The organism is Methylobacterium sp. Gmos1 (assembly GCF_053764715.1).
On sequence record NZ_JBSNCC010000003.1, the window covers coordinates 338,843 to 354,881 of the forward strand.

Here is a 16,039-nt window from a genome sequence, read left to right on the forward strand (position 1 = left end):
AGGCCTTGCGGTGTAACGGGCGCGCTCCATGCTGCGCCCCGGCCTCATCGCGACACACAGCGCTTACCACAGCAGCGGAGGCGGGGATGGCGGAAATCGCAGGCATACGTCGGCAGTTCGTTCGCATCGCGATGGATGCCCCCTTCCTCGAGCGGGAGGAAGAGCGCGGTCTCGCGGTGCGCTGGAAGGACGAACGGGACGAGGTGGCCCTGCACCGTCTGATCTCCGCCCATATGCGGCTCGTGATCGCCCTCGCCGGCCGCTTCCGTCATTACGGCCTGCCGATGGCGGATCTGGTTCAGGAGGGCCATGTCGGGCTGATGGAGGCCGCGGCCCGCTTCGAGCCCGAGCGGGACGTGCGCTTCTCGACCTACGCCACCTGGTGGATCCGGGCCTCGATCCAGGACTACATCCTGCGCAACTGGTCGATCGTCCGCGGCGGCACCTCCTCGGCCCAGAAAGCCCTGTTCTTCAACCTCCGGCGCCTGCGCGCCCGGCTGATGCAATCGACCGACGAGCGCGTCGGCGACGAGATCCACCGCCGCATCGCCACCGCCATCGGCGTCTCCCGCGAGGACGTCGCCCTGATGGATGCCCGCCTCTCGGGCCCGGACATGTCGCTCAACGCCCCCGTCGGCGACGACGGCGAGGCCTCCGCCGAGCGCGTCGACTTCTTGGTCGACACCTCCCCCCTCCCCGACGAGACCGTCTCCGACGCCGTCGACAGCGAGCGCCGCCTGACCTGGCTGCGCCAGGCCCTCACGGTGCTCTCCGAGCGCGAGCTGCGCATCCTGCACGAGCGGCGCCTCGCCGAGGACCAGGCCACCCTGGAGGCTCTCGGCCACCGCCTCGGCATCTCCAAGGAGCGCGTGCGCCAGATCGAGAACCGTGCCCTCGAGAAGCTGCGCCGCGCCCTCGCCGAGCGCTTCCCGCAGTCGAATGCCGGCATGAGCGCTTACGTTTGAGGCGTTAAGAGTCTGTCCGGGTGCCGTGATACCTCCTGGTCGTTCCGGGGCCGCGCCGCGGAATGACGTCGAGGGTGTGTGATCTGCCGGTGCGAACTCGATGGAGGATCGCTGGCCGAAACACCGGTCGCCTCCCCGCCTGTCCTGCCGATCAGCCCGCCACCTCGACGACCACCTCTACCCCCTCCTCCGCCGCCCAGGCGAACCGCGCCCCATCCGGCAGGATCCGCGATGCGGCTCGCAGCGAAAGCCCCGCCCGCGCCAGGCGCCAGGTCGTCCCGTCCGGCGTCAGCCGGACCGAGCGGGGCTCTGCGGCAAGGCCCTCGCCGGTCGCCTTCAGGCAGGCTTCCTTGACCGACCAGTATTCCAGCCCCTGCCGCGGCCGCGCGCCAGCCGGCAGGCCGCGGTAGGCGGCGAGTTCGGCCGGGTGCAGGAAGACCGGCGCGATCCGATCCCAATCGACCGGCCGGGCATTGCCCTCGACGTCGACGCCGATTCGGCCCGAGGTCGACAGCCCGGCCGCGACCCAGCCGGCGCCGTGGCTGAGGTTCAGGTCGAGGCCCGCCGCCCCGGGCAGGAACGGCCGCCCGCCGACGTCGCGCGCCAAGATAATGTCCGCGGGATCGCGGCCGAGCCAGGGTCCGAGCAGGTGGCGCAAGAGCCCGTGCGCCGCCGCGCGCTCGTGACGGTCCTGCGCCTGCCGGAAGTGGGCGATGCGCGCCGCCTCGTCCGGCGGAAGCGCCAGGCGCTCCGCCGGCAATGCCGCCAAGGCGTCGGCCGGGGCCGCCACCGCCAGCGCCCCGCCGGTGAAGGTCAGATCCGAGAGTGTCGCCACGCCGTCCCGCATGAGTGGAGCAAGAGCATTTTCCGACGAAGTGGATACCGGTTCGTCAGAGAAAATGCGGCAAAACAAAGACTTAGAGACCTTCGCGATCGCAACGCGATCGTGAAGTGCTCAAGTGCACGGGCGGGCCGTCCGCGTCACGCCTCCTGGAGGTCGTAGAGGGCGGCGAGCTCGGCCTCGTCCAGGGCGACGCCGCGGGGCGCCAGCTGCTCGGCGAGCTGGCGCGAGGCGAAGGCGATGAAGCTGCGGGTCTTGGCCGGCAGCAGCCGTGAGGTCGTGACGATGTAGATCGGGCTCGGCAGGCCGTGCCACTCGGGCAGCACCCGCTCCAGGTGCCCGGCCTCCACGTCCCGCTCGACGTCGATCACCTGCAGGAGGCCGATGCCGTGCCCCGCGAGGGCCAGGCGCCGGGCCATGGCCTGGCTATTGCTGGACACCACGCGGCCGACAGGCGCCGACACCATCTCCTCCTCGCGTTCGAGCGGCCAGAGGCCCGGTGCGGGCGTGCTCGACGCAGCCGGCGTCCCGACCATGACCGCCTGGTGCCGCGCGAGATCGGCCGGCGCCTCGGGCCGCCCGGCCCGGTCGAGGTAGCCGGGCGCGGCGAACAGGGCGTTCTCGAGCTGAGCCACCTTGCGGGTGATCATCGAGGTCTCCCGCGGCGCCCCGACGGCCAGCGCGAGGTCGTAGCCGTCCTGGGCGAGATCGACGAGATGGGGCCAGAGATCGAGGTGCACCCGCACCTGGGCATAGCGCCGGGCGTATTCCCCCGCGACGATCGAGAGGTGGTGCAGCACCCACGGATCGGGCGGCGCGGCGATCTTGAGCAGGCCGCTCGGGCCCTTCGCCTGGGCGATCAGCTCGTCGAAGGTGCGCTGCGCCTCCTCCACCAGGCGGGTCGCCTGTTCGTAATAGGCTTCGCCGTGCGGCGTCAGGACCAGCTTGCGGGTGGTGCGGTCGAGCAGGCGCAGGCCGATCGAGGTCTCGAACTGCGTGATGCGCCGGGAGAGGGAGGAGATCGGCACGTCGAGCGCCACAGCCGCCTGGCTGAAGCTCTTCCGCTTCGCGACCTCGACGAAGAGCGCCATGTCGCGAAGGACTTGCGGGTGGGCCAAACGGGAACCTCCGGGCGACGGACGGACACGCGCGAGCGCGCGTTCCGCGCCTGATCCTCTAGATGATAAGGTGCAACTCTAGATAAGGAAACTCCATCCCGCCCTTGCGTCAACTCCCCTCCGAAAAACATTTTTTCGGCCGCGTCACGCGCGTTCGCCCCGCCCGCCGCCCAGGGGCCGTCTCCCGTAGCGGACAGGCACGACGGAACATGCGATCCAGGCCGCGAGCGCGGCTCCGGCCTGGTTGACGCAGGGCGCCTTCGCGGGGCAACACCGCCGCGCCGATGCGGACGACGAGGCGTCGGCGGACCGGAGCACCGCATGTCTCACCCCGTCTCGCCGCTCGCGCCCAAGCACCAGCCCGCCCTGCCGCCGATTCCCGGCGTGCGCCTCGCCACCGCGCAGGCCGGCATCCGCTACCGCGGCCGCACCGACGTGCTGCTGGTCCTGCTCGATCCCGGCACCCGGGCGGCGGGCGTCTTCACCCGCTCGAAATGCCCGTCGGCCGCCGTCGACTGGTGCCGGGAGACCCTGCGCGCCGGGCAGTCGGCCCGAGCGCTGGTGGTTAATTCCGGCAACGCCAACGCGTTCACGGGCCTCAAGGGCCGCGAATCGGTGCGGCTCACCGCCGAGATCGCCGGCAAGGCGGCCGATTGCGCACCGGGCGAGGTCTTCATCGCCTCGACCGGCGTCATCGGCGAGCCGCTCGACGCCACCAAGTTCGACGGCGTGCTCGCCGACTGCGCCGGCCGCACCGGCCCCGGTGCCGAGCGCTGGACGGAAGCCGCCAGCGCGATCATGACCACCGACACCTTCCCGAAGCTCGCCACCCGCCGGGTGCGGCTCGGCGACACGGAGGTGACGATCAACGGCATCGCCAAGGGCGCCGGCATGATCGCCCCCGACATGGCGACGATGCTCTCCTTCGTGTTCACCGATGCCAACCTGCCGGCCGAGGTGCTGCAGGCGCTGCTCACCCGCGGCGTCGCCAAGAGCTTCAACTGCTGCACGGTCGACGGCGACACCTCGACCTCCGACACCCTGATGCTGTTTGCCACCGCCAAGGCCGGCAACGCTCCGGTCGCCTCGGTCGACGATCCGGCGCTCGCTGGGTTCGCGGAAGGGCTCGACGACCTCCTGGTCGAGCTCGCCCAGCTGGTCGCCCGCGACGGCGAGGGCGCGCGCAAGTTCGTCACGATCGAGGTGGGGGGCGCCGTCGACGACGCCTCGGCCCACAGAATCGCGATGTCGATCGCCAACTCGCCGCTGGTGAAGACCGCGGTGGCGGGCGAGGACGCCAATTGGGGCCGGGTGGTGATGGCGGTCGGCAAGGCCGGCGAGCCCGCCGACCGCGACCGGCTGGCGATCTGGTTCGGCGACGTGCGCGTCGCCGTCGAGGGCGCCCGCGACGCCGGCTACGACGAGGAGGCGGCCTCGGCGGCGATGCGCGGCGACGAGGTCGGGATCCGGGTCGATCTCGGCCTCGGCACCGGCACCGCCCGGGTCTGGACCTGCGACCTCACCAAGGCCTACGTCGAGATCAACGGGGATTACCGCTCGTGAGGGCGGCGGCCGCTCTCCTGGCACTCGTTCTGGCCGGGCCCGCTCTCGCGGAGGAGGTGCCCGGGCGGATCAGCGTGATCGGCCGGGCGAGCCGGGAGGTGGCGCCGGATTTCGCCACCGTGGAGATCGCGGTGGAGAGCCGCGGCCCGAACCCGGCCGCGGCGCTCGACCAGAACTCGGCCGCTGCCCGCAAGGTGGCGGACCTCGCCGGCGAGTTCGGCATCGCGGGGCCCGACCTCGCCACGGCCGCCGTGTCGGTGCGCCCCGCGAGCAAGACGGTGCGCGACCCCGGCGGCCAGATGCGGGACGTGCCCGACGGCTACCAGGCCTCCAATTCGGTCTCGGTGCGGGTGCGCGACCTCAAGCGCCTCGGCGCCCTGATGCGGCGCCTGCTCGACGGCGGGGCCGACCGGATCGGCGGCGTCGCCTTCGGGCTGTCGGATCCCGGCCAGACCGAGAATGCCGTGCGGGCCGAGGCGGTGCGGGACGCACGGCGCCAGGCCGAGACCCTGGCGGAGGCGGCGGGCACCCGCCTCGGCCGGCTCGAGAGCATCGTCTCGCCGCCGCGGGAGGGCGCCCCGGCGCCGATGCACGCCCGCGCCTTCGCGGCGAAGGCCGCGCCCGGCGGCCTCGCCGTCCCGGTCGAGCCCGGCACCCTCGCGGTCGAGGCCGCCGTCGAGGTCACCTACCAGGTCGCGCCCTGACGCGCGCCCACCCCTCCCGAGGCTGAGACCCATGGCAGACCCCCTCAAGCTCCTCCTCGTGGTGGCGGTCGCCCTCGTCGATCCGGATGGGCGCGTGCTCCTGGCGCAGCGCCCGCCCGGCAAGCAGCTCGCCGGGCTGTGGGAGTTCCCAGGGGGCAAGATGGAGCCCGGCGAGCGGCCGGAGGAGACGCTGATCCGCGAGCTGGCGGAGGAACTCGGCATCGCCGTCAAGGCGGAATGCCTGGCGCCGCTCAGCTTCGCGAGCCACCCTTACGAGAGCTTCCACCTCCTGATGCCGCTCTACGTCTGCCGGCGCTGGGAAGGGTTCGTGCAATCACGCGAGGGCCAGGCGCTCAAGTGGGTGCGCCCGCGCGACCTCGCGAGCTACCCGATGCCCCCGGCCGACCTGCCGCTGCTGCCGGCGATCGTCGACCTGCTGGGGCCGTGACGCTCATACGAAATCCGATTGATTGCGGTGCAATGCGGATTTCGGCTTCGCTCAGGCGCCGCGCGGGCTTGTGACAGCAGATCCGGAAGCGATCTTCCGGATCTGCTGTCAGTCCGTGAACTCCTCGATCGCGTCGACCTTGTTCGGATAGAACGCCAGGTGATCCTTGATCGCCGCGACGGCCGGGAACGGCGCCTCGTAGCTCCACACCGCGTTCGCCCGCTCGACCCCGCCCGCCGTGAGCGAGTAGTAGCTCGCGTCGCCCTTGTGCGGGCAATGCGTGCGGTGCTCGGTGCGTGCGAAGAGGTCCATCTCGGCATCCTCGCGCGGGATGTACTGGACCGGCGGCAGCCCGCCCTCGCGCAGGGTGAGGGCCCGGGTGGTCTCGGCGACGATCGTGCCGCCGAGCATCACGCGGATGCGGTGCGGGTTCGGCGTGACGGTGATGGTCATGACGGCTCCTTGCGTTCGACGGTGCCGAGGGCATCGGCCAGCCGCGCCTGGGCGCTGCCCGGCCGCAGCGGCTTCTGCTGGCTCTCGTGCGGCACCCAGCCCGAGAGCCAGATCAGCTCGAAGGTCGCGCGCAGGCGCCCGTCCGGATCGGCGAAGCGCTCGGCGTAGAGGGTGGCGGCGCGCATCAGGGTCTCGCGGCGCAATCGACCGCGGCGCTCGCGCAGGGCGTTGGTGAGCCCCATGGCGCGCAGGTCGCGCATCAGCCCGAACGGATCGCCGTAGCGCACCGTCAGGGTCTCGACGTCGGTGACCGGCAGGGCAAAGCCCGCGCGCTGCAACAGCCCGCCGAGGTCGCGCACCTCCGCGAATGGGGCCACCCGCGGGCTCGCTCCCCCCTCGATCTCGCTCTCGGCCTGGGTGAGCACCTGGCGCAGCTCGGTCAGCGTGCGGCCGCCGAGCAGGCAGCCGACGAACAGCCCGTCGGGCTTCAGCGCACGACGGACCTGGACCAGGGCGCCCGGCAAGTCGTTGGCGTGCTGGAGCGCGAGCAGCGACACCGCGAGGTCGAAGCTGCGGTCGGCGAAGGGCAGTGCCTCCGGGTCGCCGACCGCGGCGCCGGGCTCCGGGACGGGCGCGAGGCGCACGAGCGACCCGGCCCGGCCGCTGGCCTTGAGCCAGGCCGCCGCCGCCGGCACCGGGGTGGCGAGGTCGAGGGCGCGGGGAAATTCCCGCAGCACCGCGCCGAGGCGGTCCGACAGGTCGTCGACCGCCCGCGCGACCAGGAAATCGGCGAAGCCGGCGCGGCGCGCGCGGGCGAGGCGCTTGCGGATCAGGGCGGAGTCGAACAGGAGCGGCGAGGACATCGCCCGCTAGATGGCGCGGGGCGGTGCCCGGCGCCAGGGCCCCGCCGCCGCGCGAAACGCCCCCGCGACGATCGCACCTTGCCGAATCGTTCAGCGAATCGCGCTAGAGGTGGCCCCGTGACCCGCATCGCCCTCCTCCTCATCGCCCTGGCCCTCGCCTCCCCGGCGCTGGCCGCCCCCGTGGCGCCCGCGCCGGCCGCTGCCGCCGTGAGCAAGGAGGAGACGGTGGAGCAGGCCCTGTGCCGGCTGATCGAGGGGGCGGCGAAGTCCAGGGGATTGCCTGTCGCCTTCCTCACCCGGCTGATCTGGCGCGAGAGCAGCTTCCGGCCCGGCGCGGTCAGCCGCGCCGGCGCGCAGGGCGTGGCGCAGTTCATGCCTGGCACGGCGCAGGAGCGCGGCCTGTCCGACCCGTTCGATCCCGAGCAGGCGATCCCGGCGGCGGCGCGCCTCCTGATCGACCTGCGCGGGCGCTTCGGCAATCTCGGCCTCGCGGCGGCGGCCTACAATGGCGGGCCGGGGCGGGTCTCGGCCTGGCTTTCCGGCACCGGCGGCCTGCCGGCCGAGACCCGGGCCTACGTCTCGGCGATCACCGGGCGCAGCGCCGAGGACTGGGCGGCGGCCGCCAAGGCCGAGCCGAGGAGCGACCTCTCCGAGCCCGAGGGCACCCGCTGCCTGCAGGTCACGGCCTCGCTGCGCATCCGCGGCCGCACCGAGACGTTCTTCGCCGACGCGGCGGCGGTGCTCGCGCCTTGGGGCGTCCAGCTCGCCGGCAACTTCTCGAAGTCGATCGCCCTCGCGAGCTTCGGCCGCGCCCGCGATCGCTACGCCGCGATCCTCGGCGACGTGCGCCCGATGATCATCGGCACGCGGCTGCGCCACCGCGGCACGCGGGCCTTCTACCGCATCCGCGTGCCGTCCGAGACCCGTGCCAGCGCCGAGGCGTTGTGCGGCCGCATCCGCGGCGTCGGCGGCGCCTGCATCGTTCTGAAAACCTGAGGTTGGCCCAGCATCACCCAAATGGGTGATGACAGAGGGGGGCGTCCCTGTTTCGTTCACAAAGCGACAACGATCGCATGGTGGGCGATCAGGGAGGAAGCTCCATGAATTTCGGCGATGGCGTGCCCCGCTGGGCGCGGAGACGGGTCGAACGGCACTTGGCACGCCACCAGGACGGGAAGATCGTCCGCTGGATGTCGTTCGGGGCGGGACATCGAGAGGTCCGGCCCGGGCTGGAGCCGGCCGAGGCCTCCGGAAAAGTCCTGCCGTTCCTCCGCCGGGGCCCGGTCGCGGAATCCGGCCGCGCGATCCCGATGCTCGACGCGACGGGATCGTAATTAACATCTAGAGTGACAAGGAGACCGGCGCCGGGGGCGCCGGCTCCCCGGCGAACCCGATCTCAGCGAGGCCGGTCCTGGCCGATCTCGTCGAGGAGCGCGGTGAACCACGGCACGGTCGGATCGAAGGCCTTGCCCCCGCGGATGCGCGGGAACTCGATCGCCCGCAGGCGGCCGCCCTGGTCCTCGTCGTGGCCGATCACGCCCGAAACGCCCTTGAGGCCGCACTCGACCGCGAGGTCGACCATGCCCTGGATCAGCCGCAGGTCGTCGGCGTTGGGCGCGGCCGAGCGGCAGAAATGGCCGGATTTCACCACCAGGGTCTTCTCCGCCCCGATCATCGGCGCGATGCGGTCGGCGAACCACTTGCCGACGTTGATCGTGTCGATCTTGACGTGGCCGAACGGGTCCCGGCCCAAGACCTCGCCGCGCCCCTCGATCTCGGCAACGATCTCGTCGAGCCCGGCGCCCTCGCTCAGGAAGACCGTGACGCAATCCTTGGCGTCGAGCCTGCCTTTAAGCCGCGCGGCCTCGTGCGCGACGTCGAGGGGCATCTCCGGCAGGTAGACCGCGTCCACCTCCTTGTGCGCCCGGTCGAGACCGAATTCCGGCAGGAAGGCGGTGCGGTCGAGACGCTGGCGGTAGGCGAGCGCCGTCGCGGCGGTGAGCCAGCCGCATTTGCGGCCCATGACCTCGTGGACGATCAGCATGCGCGGGTTGGCGCTCTGCTCGTTGACGATGTTCTCGGCGAAGATCGCGCCCTGCTCGGCGGCCGTCCAGGCGCCCAGCGTCTGGCGGATCGGCACCACGTCGTTGTCGATGGTCTTCGGCAGGCCCACCACCGTCAGGTGGTAGCCGTTCGCCTCGAGATAGGCCGCGAGGTCGGCCGCGGTGGTGTTGGTGTCGTCGCCGCCGATCGTGTGCAGGACCGTGACCTGGTCGCGGGCGAGCTGCTCGGCCGCGATCTTCAGCGGGTCCTGCCCCTCCTTGACGAGGCCGCGCTTCACGCAGTCCTTGACGTTGGTGAGCTTGATCCGGCTGTTGCCGAGCGGCGATCCGCCGTGGCGCAGGAGCACCCCGGCATTGGCCCGCACCTCCGGGGTGACGGCGAGGTGGTCGCCGAGCAGCAGGCCCTTGTAGCCGCTGCGATAGCCGATGATCTCGGCCTCGGGCGCGAGGTCGGTGTAGCGGGCGATCAGCCCGCCGACCGCCGCCGACAGGCAGGGGGCGAGGCCGCCGGCGGTGAGCATGGCGATCTTATGGGTGGACATAGGCGGCTCCGCATGACGACGCGAGGCCCACATTGGGCCGGATGGCCCGCCGGTCCAGCCCTGATCGTCAGTTGTCTCTCACCAAACTCCCGTTCACGGCCCGCCGCCCGCTCTGGCGACGCTGGCGCGGCGGGAGTTTGGCGAGCCTCTCTCAATCCTTGTCGAGGCTGAGGTCCGGCGCCTCGGGATTCTTCATGCCGACGACATGGTAGCCGGCATCGACGTGCAGGATCTCGCCGGTCATGCCGCGGGACATGTCGGAGATCAGGTAGGCGGCGGTCTCGCCGACCTCGTCGATGGTCACCGTGCGCCGCAACGGGGCATTGTACTCGTTCCACTTGAGAATGTAGCGGAAGTCGCCGATGCCGGACGCCGCCAGCGTCTTGATCGGGCCGGCCGAGATCGCGTTGACGCGGATCTTCTGCGGCCCGAGATCGGCCGCGAGGTAGCGCACCGAGGCCTCCAGCGCCGCCTTGGCGACGCCCATCACGTTGTAGTGCGGCATCCACTTCTCGGCGCCGTAATAGGTCAGCGTCAGCAGCGAGCCGCCGTTCTTCATCAGCTTCTCGGCGCGCTGGGCGACCGCCGTGAACGAGTAGCAGGAGATCAGCAGCGACTTCGAGAAGTTCGCCTCGCTGGTCTCGATGTAGCGGCCGGTCAGCTCGTCCTTGTCCGAGAAGGCGATGCAGTGGATGACGAAGTCGATCCCGTCGGGGAAGTGCCGGCCGGCGGCCTCGAAGACCGCGTCGATCGAGGCCGGGTCGGTGACGTCGCAATGGCCGAGGACCGCCGCGTCGAGCTCGCGGGCGAGCGGCTCGACGCGCTTCTTCAGCGCCTCGCCCTGGTAGGTGAAGGCCAGCTCGGCGCCGTGCTGGTGGGCGCTCTTGGCGATGCCCCAGGCGATCGAGCGGTTGTTGGCGACGCCGAGCACGAGGCCGCGCTTGCCGGAGAGAAGCCCGGTCTTGAGGGAGCCGGCCTGCCCGTCTTCCTGTCCCTGTGCCCGGTTCGAGTCAGCCATGTGTCACCCAAAGAACAGCCGCCACGGGACGCCGCGGCGGCCGGTCGGACCCGGCCGTGCATGGCTCCCCAGCGGTTTCCTTAACCGACGCCCGCGGGCGACGGAAGTGCGCCGGGTCGGGTAAAACCCCGCACGCTCAGCTCGCGGCGGTCGCGGCGCGGCGCTTGCGGGCGAACTCGGTGAGGGCGTCGTCGGCATTGGCCGGCAGGGTGACGGCGATGGTGGCGAGCAGGTCGCCGCGGGTGCCGTCCTTCTTCGGCAGGCCCTTGCCGCGCAGGCGGAAGACCCGGCCGGAACTCGTCATGGCGGGGATCTTCATCTCGACCGCGCCGGTCAGGGTCTGGATCCGGATCGGCCCTCCGAGCACCGCGTCCTCGAGCGGCACCTCGGCGGTGGTGCGCAGGTCCGTGCCCTCGATCTGGAAGCGCGAATCGGCGGCGAAGCGGATGGTCAGGAGCGCGTCGCCCGGCTCGGCGCCGTGGGCGCCCGGATAGCCGAGGCCGCGCAGGCGGATCACCTGCCCGTCGACCACGCCCTTGGGCACCACCACATCGACCTCGCGGCCGCTCGGCAGGTTGAGGCGCAGCTTCGCCTCGCCGGCGACCTGGTCGAGGGTGACGGTCAGCTCGGCCGCCACGTCCTCGCCCTTCTGCGGCGCGGCGCGGCCGGCGCCACCGGCGGAGCGGAACGCCTCGCCGAACAGGTGCGAGAAGATGTCCTCGCCGAAACCTCCGGCGCCGCCGCCGGCCCCGGCGCGGCCGCGGGCCATCGACTCGAAGTCGAAGCCTCCGCCGCCGCCCCGGCCGGCACCGCCGCCGAAGCCCTCGAAGCCGGTGAAGCGCGGCTTGCCGTCGCCGTCGATGGCGCCGCGGTCGAACTGCTCGCGCTTCTTGGCGTCGCCCAGGATCTCGTAGGCCTGGTTGACCTCGGCAAAGCGGTCCTGGGCCTTGGCGTCGTTCTTGTTGCGGTCGGGGTGGTAGGCCTTGGCGAGCTTGCGGAAAGCCTTCTTGATCTCCGCCTCGTCGGCCGAGCGGCCGACGCCGAGTACGTCGTATGGGTTGCGCATGGCGATCCGATGGCGATTCGAGCGGCACCGGCCCGGAGCGGCAGGCTCTCGGGCAAACGCCGGTCTCGTGAAACGATTGAGCCCTATCTGGCGACCGTGTTGCCCGATTGCAACGCAGGCGGCGCAGGAAGAGGCGAGGTTACGTCACTTCCCGCGACGGCGCCACGGCGCATCGGGCTCGAGGGTGATCCGGTTCTCGGAGAAGGGCGCACCCGCGTCCCGATCCCCGCCTCACCCCGCCTTCGTCGTGGTCTTCACGCTCTTCAGCTCCCAGGCGCCGCCCGAGGGCCGGCAGCCGGTGCCGCGCACGAAGCGGTTGCCGCCGGGCCCGATCACCGAGGCGAGGAAGCCGCGGCAGATCTCGTCGTTCTTCACGAAGGGCAGCCCGGTCGGGTTGACCATGCCGCGCATTCCCGAATCCGGGTTGTCCCACTTCACCGGCTGGCCGTTGCCCTGCGGATCGAGGGCGACGGACAAGGCCGCCTTGGCGCGGCGCCAATCCTCGCCGGAGAGGTCCGGGCCGAAGCTTCTGGGAGCCGCAGGCTCGATGCTGCCGGTGCTCTCGGGCTCCGGCGGCGCCGCATCGACCTGGGGCGCGAACATGATGAGCGGCTGGCTGCAGCCGCCGATCGCCAGGACGCCCGAGACGGCACTCGCCGCGACGACGAGCCCGAGCGTCACCGAACCGACTTTACACGCACCGCGACGCATTACACCTGTTCTCACGACCGGGCGGCCCGCCGCGACGCATGAGGATGCGACGCCGGCCCGCCCCCGGTTCCGGTTGTCACACGGGCCAGGAGCCGATCGGGCAGAAGCCGGTCGGGCACCAGAGCCACTTGGGTAAGGACGATGCCGTGGACGGGTTAACGAAAGATGATTTCACCCAGAACCCGGATCCCTGGGCGCTGTTCCGGCAATGGTTTGCCGACGCACAGGCCTCGGAGCCCGAGGATCCGAACGCCATGGCGCTCGCCACCTGCGACGCCGACGGGCTGCCGGACGTGCGCATCGTGCTCCTGAAGGACGCCGACGAGCGCGGGTTCGTGTTCTACACCAACACCCTGTCGATGAAGGGGCAGGAGCTCTCGGCCAACCCGCGCGCCGCGATCGTGCTGCACTGGAAGAGCCTGCGCCGCCAGGTGCGGGCCCGCGGGACCGTGACGAAGGTCGAGGACGCGGAGGCCGACGCCTACTTCGCCACCCGCGCCCGCGACAGCCGCCTCGGCGCCTGGGCGAGCCGGCAATCGCAGCCCCTCGACAGCCGCGAGACCCTGATGCGGGCGGTGCAGGAGGTCGGCGCGCGCTTTCCCGGCGAGACTGTGGCGCGCCCGCCCCACTGGACCGGCTACCGCATCGCCCCGGTGACGATGGAGTTCTGGCAGGACGGCGCCTACCGCCTGCACGACCGGGTGCGCTTCACCCGCCGGGGCGAGGGCTGGCAGGGCAACCGGCTGTATCCCTGAACGCGTGTCCGAGCTTTGCTGCGGCGCGGCGAGCCCTGGATTTCCGGGGCCGGGGGCCCTACCCTGACGCTCTTCGCGCCGCGCTAGCCCCTTTGCCGGCGCCCCGCACCGGACATCCCGAGGAACGGCCGTGGCCCATCCGTCGAACGAACGCCGCCGCGTGATGCTGCTCACCGGTGCGAGCCGGGGCATCGGCCACGCCACCGTCAAGCGCTTCTCGGCGGCGGGCTGGCGCGTCATCACCTGCTCGCGCCACCCCTTCCCGGAGAACTGTCCGTGGGAGATGGGGCCGGAGGACCACCTCCAGGTCGACCTCGCCGACCCGGAGGACACGGTCCGCGCCGTGCGCGAGGTGGCCGGGCGGCTGGAGGCCGAGGGCGGGCTCCTGCACGCCCTCGTCAACAATGCCGGCATCTCGCCGAAAGGGGCGGGCGGCGCGCGGCTCGGCGCCATCGACACCCCGTTCTCCGACTGGCAGCGGGTGTTCCAGGTCAATTTCTTCGCACCCATCCTGCTCGCCCGCGGCCTATGCGGGGAGCTGACCCGGGCGCGCGGCTCGATCGTCAACGTGACGTCGATCGCCGGCTCGCGCGTCCATCCGTTCGCGGGGGCGGCCTACGCCACCTCGAAGGCGGCGCTCGCCGGCCTGACCCGCGAGATGGCCTCGGATTTCGGGCCGCTGGGCGTGCGGGTGAACGCGATCTCGCCGGGCGAGATCGACACCTCGATCCTGTCGCCGGGCACCGACAAGCTGGTGGCGCAGATCCCGCAGCGGCGGCTCGGCACCCCCGACGAGGTCGCCAAGGCGATCTACTTCCTGTGCACCGAGGCCTCGTCCTACGTGAACGGCGCCGAGCTGCACATCAACGGCGGCCAGCATGTCTGAGCGGCGGGCGCTCGGTCTCGCGCTCGCCCTCCTGCTGCCGGCCGCACCCGCCGCCGCCGAGCCGCGGGTCAGCCTCCTCGACCTGCCGTTCCGGGTGGCGCAGCTGCGCGACGCAGGCAGCGAGGCGGCGCTCGCCGTCACCACCGCCGGGCTGCCGCAGCTGCCGCGGAAGGCCGGCCCGGTCGCCGTGGTGTGGGGCGAGGGCGGCGCGGCCGTCCTCACCCTGTCCGGCGACGCGGTCGCGGTGGTGCCGCTGCCCCTCGACGCGATCGAGGGCCTGACCGCCGGCGAGACGCCCAAGGGCGCGCTGCCGGGCACGCGCCGGGTGCTGGCCGGGCCGGTCAGCGCCTATCTGTCGGGCCCGAGCCGGGCCCCGGACGGGCGCCCGGGTGCGGCCGGCGTGACCGTGCGCGAGCGCCAGAAGGTCGCGATGAGCGCCGACCCGAAGCCGGTGCCGGTCGCGACCGCGACGGTGCCGCCGGGCGCCGGCGCGGTGTTTTCCGCCGACACCCTGCGGCCGGTCGAGATCGACGGTGCGCTCCACCTGCTGGCTCTCGGCGAGCATCCGGAGGGCACCGGCCTGGCGCTGATCGGGCGCCAGGATGGCGCCTGGAGGGTACGCGCCGAAACCCCGCCCGAGCCCGGCCCCACCGCCCTCGCGGCCGACCTGCCGGGCCCGGCGCCGGGGGCCGTGCTGGTGCGCGGCGAGGACGGCCGGCTCGAGCAGTGGAGCCTCGCCGGCGGCAAGCCGGCCCGGCAGGCGCAAGGGGGACAGAGCCCGGACGGCAAGGGATACGCGGCTCCCGGCGCCGCCCTCGGGGGCGAGCTGGTGGTGGCGTCGCGCGACCGCGCCGCGCTGGCCTACGTCTCGCTGAAAAACCTGTCCGAGCGGGCGCGGGCGACCTTGCCGGCGCCGGTCGGGGCCGGCCTCGCGGTGCTCGGCAACCGGATCGTGGTGGCGCTCGCCGACGGGCGGCTCGCCGTGGTGCAGGATGGGGATGCGCGGCCTTGAGCGCGGATGCCGAGGACGCGGCCTGGCGCCGCCGCCATCCGCTGCGCCCCTTCCTCGCCGCCTCCGCGGCGGTGGTGCGCGACGGACGGGTGCTGCTCGCCGCCCGCGGCCAGGCGCCGATGCGCGGGATCTACACCCTGCCCGGCGGCCAGGTCGAGGTCGGCGAGACCCTGGCCGAGGCGGCGTTGCGCGAGCTGCACGAGGAGGTCGGCGTGGTGGCCGAGGTGGTCGCGCATCTCGATCCCCTTGAGGTGATCGAGCGCGACGCCGACGGCGCGGTGCTGTTCCACTTCGTGATCCATCCCCATGCCGCCCGCTGGCGCTCCGGCGAGCCGACGACCGGGCCGGAGGCCCTGGACTTGCGCTGGGTGACGCCCGCGGAGGCGCGCGAGCTGCCGACCACCGATGGGCTGCACAGGGTGATCGCCCAGGCCCTCGCGGCGATCGAGGGCGAGGCATGAGGCTTAACCTCTTCCTGGCCGCCTGCCTCGTCGCGGCGGCCCCGGCGCTCGCCCAGACCCGGCCGAAGCCCGCCGCCCCGAAGCCCCCGGAGAAGGAGGCCCCCGCCCCTCCCCCGCCGGTCGACGCGCCGGCGCCCTACGACCGCGACCTCCTGCGCCTGTCGGAGATCATCGGGGCGCTGAGCTTCCTGCGCGAATTGTGCGGCAACCCGGACGCGCCCGAATGGCCGGCCCGGATGAAGGCCCTGCTCGATGCCGAGGGCACCAGCCCGGGCCGGCGCGACCGCCTCGCCGGGGCCTACAACCGCGGCTATGGCGGCTACGCCGTGACCTACCGGGTCTGCACGCCCTCGGCGGTCGAGGCCGCGACCCGCTTCATCGCCGAGGGCGAGCGCCTGTCGGTCGCGCTTGCCGGGCGCTTCGGCGGCTGACCGGGCTTCTGTTGCAGGCGCGCCACGCTGTGGCGCCGGCGTCGAGGAGCGAGGCATTCTCGTGGCGCCGTTAACCTCTTCGCAATTCCTTGCTGGCCCGCCGCCGGGCGAGGGCCTATGAATCGGGGCATCCCACGAG

Annotated in this window: 18 protein-coding genes; 10 read left to right on the plus strand and 8 right to left on the minus strand. The window is 72.4% G+C overall.

Features of this window, described 5'->3' with window-relative positions; genetic code table 11:
* The first annotated feature begins 86 nt into the window (after positions 1 to 86).
* Positions 87 to 965, plus strand: coding sequence for an RNA polymerase factor sigma-32 (locus ACS5PV_RS07720; RefSeq protein ID WP_455394750.1), 879 nt, complete (start codon positions 87 to 89; stop codon positions 963 to 965).
* Positions 966 to 1,116: 151 nt separating this feature from the next.
* On the opposite strand, the gene ACS5PV_RS07725 is transcribed toward ACS5PV_RS07720, so the two are convergent.
* Both ACS5PV_RS07725 and ACS5PV_RS07730 read right to left on the minus strand, forming a co-directional pair.
* On the minus strand, positions 1,117 to 1,800 hold the full coding sequence (locus tag ACS5PV_RS07725; protein ID WP_455394751.1) for a 4'-phosphopantetheinyl transferase family protein: 684 nt from the start codon (positions 1,798 to 1,800) through the stop codon (positions 1,117 to 1,119).
* Positions 1,801 to 1,946: 146 nt separating this feature from the next.
* Entirely contained in the window at positions 1,947 to 2,924 is a 978-nt protein-coding gene (locus ACS5PV_RS07730) for a LysR family transcriptional regulator (RefSeq protein ID WP_455394752.1), read from the minus strand.
* A 321-nt stretch (positions 2,925 to 3,245) separates the two neighbouring features.
* Between ACS5PV_RS07730 and argJ the strand changes: the two genes are divergently transcribed.
* The 3 genes from argJ to ACS5PV_RS07745 are packed head-to-tail and all read left to right on the plus strand — an operon-like array spanning position 3,246 to position 5,639.
* Positions 3,246 to 4,487 carry a bifunctional glutamate N-acetyltransferase/amino-acid acetyltransferase ArgJ gene (gene argJ / locus ACS5PV_RS07735; RefSeq protein WP_455394753.1) on the plus strand — a complete coding sequence of 414 codons (1,242 nt, stop codon included), beginning with the start codon at positions 3,246 to 3,248 and terminating at the stop codon, positions 4,485 to 4,487.
* Complete coding sequence (locus ACS5PV_RS07740; RefSeq protein ID WP_455394754.1) at positions 4,484 to 5,191, plus strand: SIMPL domain-containing protein; 708 nt, start codon at positions 4,484 to 4,486, stop codon at positions 5,189 to 5,191. The genes argJ and ACS5PV_RS07740 overlap by 4 nt, the downstream gene beginning before the upstream one ends.
* A 31-nt stretch (positions 5,192 to 5,222) precedes the next feature.
* Positions 5,223 to 5,639: a (deoxy)nucleoside triphosphate pyrophosphohydrolase gene (locus ACS5PV_RS07745; protein WP_455394755.1), complete on the plus strand. Its 417-nt coding sequence runs from the start codon at positions 5,223 to 5,225 to the stop codon at positions 5,637 to 5,639.
* Positions 5,640 to 5,747: 108 nt separating this feature from the next.
* Here ACS5PV_RS07745 and ACS5PV_RS07750 read toward each other — a convergent pair whose 3' ends face one another.
* Together ACS5PV_RS07750 and ACS5PV_RS07755 are read right to left on the minus strand one after the other, a co-directional pair.
* A complete protein-coding gene (locus ACS5PV_RS07750; protein ID WP_455394756.1) occupies positions 5,748 to 6,092 on the minus strand; it encodes a DUF427 domain-containing protein in 345 nt (114 codons plus the stop codon).
* Entirely contained in the window at positions 6,089 to 6,955 is an 867-nt protein-coding gene (locus ACS5PV_RS07755; RefSeq protein ID WP_455394757.1) for a methyltransferase domain-containing protein, read from the minus strand. The genes ACS5PV_RS07750 and ACS5PV_RS07755 overlap by 4 nt, the downstream gene beginning before the upstream one ends.
* 117 nt (positions 6,956 to 7,072) lie before the next feature.
* Between ACS5PV_RS07755 and ACS5PV_RS07760 the strand changes: the two genes are divergently transcribed.
* A complete protein-coding gene (locus tag ACS5PV_RS07760; protein ID WP_455394758.1) occupies positions 7,073 to 7,951 on the plus strand; it encodes a lytic transglycosylase domain-containing protein in 879 nt (292 codons plus the stop codon).
* 400 nt (positions 7,952 to 8,351) lie between these two features.
* Here the strand turns inward: ACS5PV_RS07760 and ACS5PV_RS07765 are convergent, their stop codons facing one another.
* From ACS5PV_RS07765 to ACS5PV_RS07780, 4 genes are all read right to left on the minus strand, one after another.
* Entirely contained in the window at positions 8,352 to 9,560 is a 1,209-nt protein-coding gene (locus tag ACS5PV_RS07765) for a pyrophosphate--fructose-6-phosphate 1-phosphotransferase (protein WP_455394759.1), read from the minus strand.
* Between the two features lie 151 nt (positions 9,561 to 9,711).
* Complete coding sequence (fabI, locus tag ACS5PV_RS07770; RefSeq protein ID WP_455394760.1) at positions 9,712 to 10,578, minus strand: enoyl-ACP reductase FabI; 867 nt, start codon at positions 10,576 to 10,578, stop codon at positions 9,712 to 9,714.
* A 136-nt stretch (positions 10,579 to 10,714) separates the two neighbouring features.
* On the minus strand, positions 10,715 to 11,644 hold the full coding sequence (locus ACS5PV_RS07775; protein WP_455394761.1) for a DnaJ C-terminal domain-containing protein: 930 nt from the start codon (positions 11,642 to 11,644) through the stop codon (positions 10,715 to 10,717).
* A gap of 231 nt (positions 11,645 to 11,875) precedes the next feature.
* Complete coding sequence (locus tag ACS5PV_RS07780) at positions 11,876 to 12,325, minus strand: RT0821/Lpp0805 family surface protein (RefSeq protein WP_455394762.1); 450 nt, start codon at positions 12,323 to 12,325, stop codon at positions 11,876 to 11,878.
* Positions 12,326 to 12,501: 176 nt separating this feature from the next.
* Here ACS5PV_RS07780 and pdxH point away from each other — a divergent pair, with 176 nt between their 5' ends.
* The 5 genes from pdxH (at position 12,502) to ACS5PV_RS07805 (ending at position 15,900) form a co-directional block, all read left to right on the plus strand.
* Positions 12,502 to 13,110 carry a pyridoxamine 5'-phosphate oxidase gene (gene pdxH, locus ACS5PV_RS07785; RefSeq protein ID WP_455394763.1) on the plus strand — a complete coding sequence of 203 codons (609 nt, stop codon included), beginning with the start codon at positions 12,502 to 12,504 and terminating at the stop codon, positions 13,108 to 13,110.
* Positions 13,111 to 13,273: 163 nt separating this feature from the next.
* Positions 13,274 to 13,996, plus strand: a complete 723-nt coding sequence (locus ACS5PV_RS07790) for an SDR family NAD(P)-dependent oxidoreductase (protein ID WP_455395006.1) — start codon at positions 13,274 to 13,276, stop codon at positions 13,994 to 13,996.
* Entirely contained in the window at positions 13,989 to 15,008 is a 1,020-nt protein-coding gene (locus ACS5PV_RS07795; RefSeq protein WP_455394764.1) for a hypothetical protein, read from the plus strand. Before ACS5PV_RS07790 ends, ACS5PV_RS07795 begins: the two co-directional genes overlap by 8 nt.
* Entirely contained in the window at positions 15,005 to 15,469 is a 465-nt protein-coding gene (locus ACS5PV_RS07800; protein WP_455394765.1) for an NUDIX hydrolase, read from the plus strand. The genes ACS5PV_RS07795 and ACS5PV_RS07800 overlap by 4 nt, the downstream gene beginning before the upstream one ends.
* Positions 15,466 to 15,900, plus strand: a complete 435-nt coding sequence (locus ACS5PV_RS07805) for a TIGR02301 family protein (protein ID WP_455394766.1) — start codon at positions 15,466 to 15,468, stop codon at positions 15,898 to 15,900. The genes ACS5PV_RS07800 and ACS5PV_RS07805 overlap by 4 nt, the downstream gene beginning before the upstream one ends.
* Positions 15,901 to 16,039 lie beyond the last annotated feature (139 nt).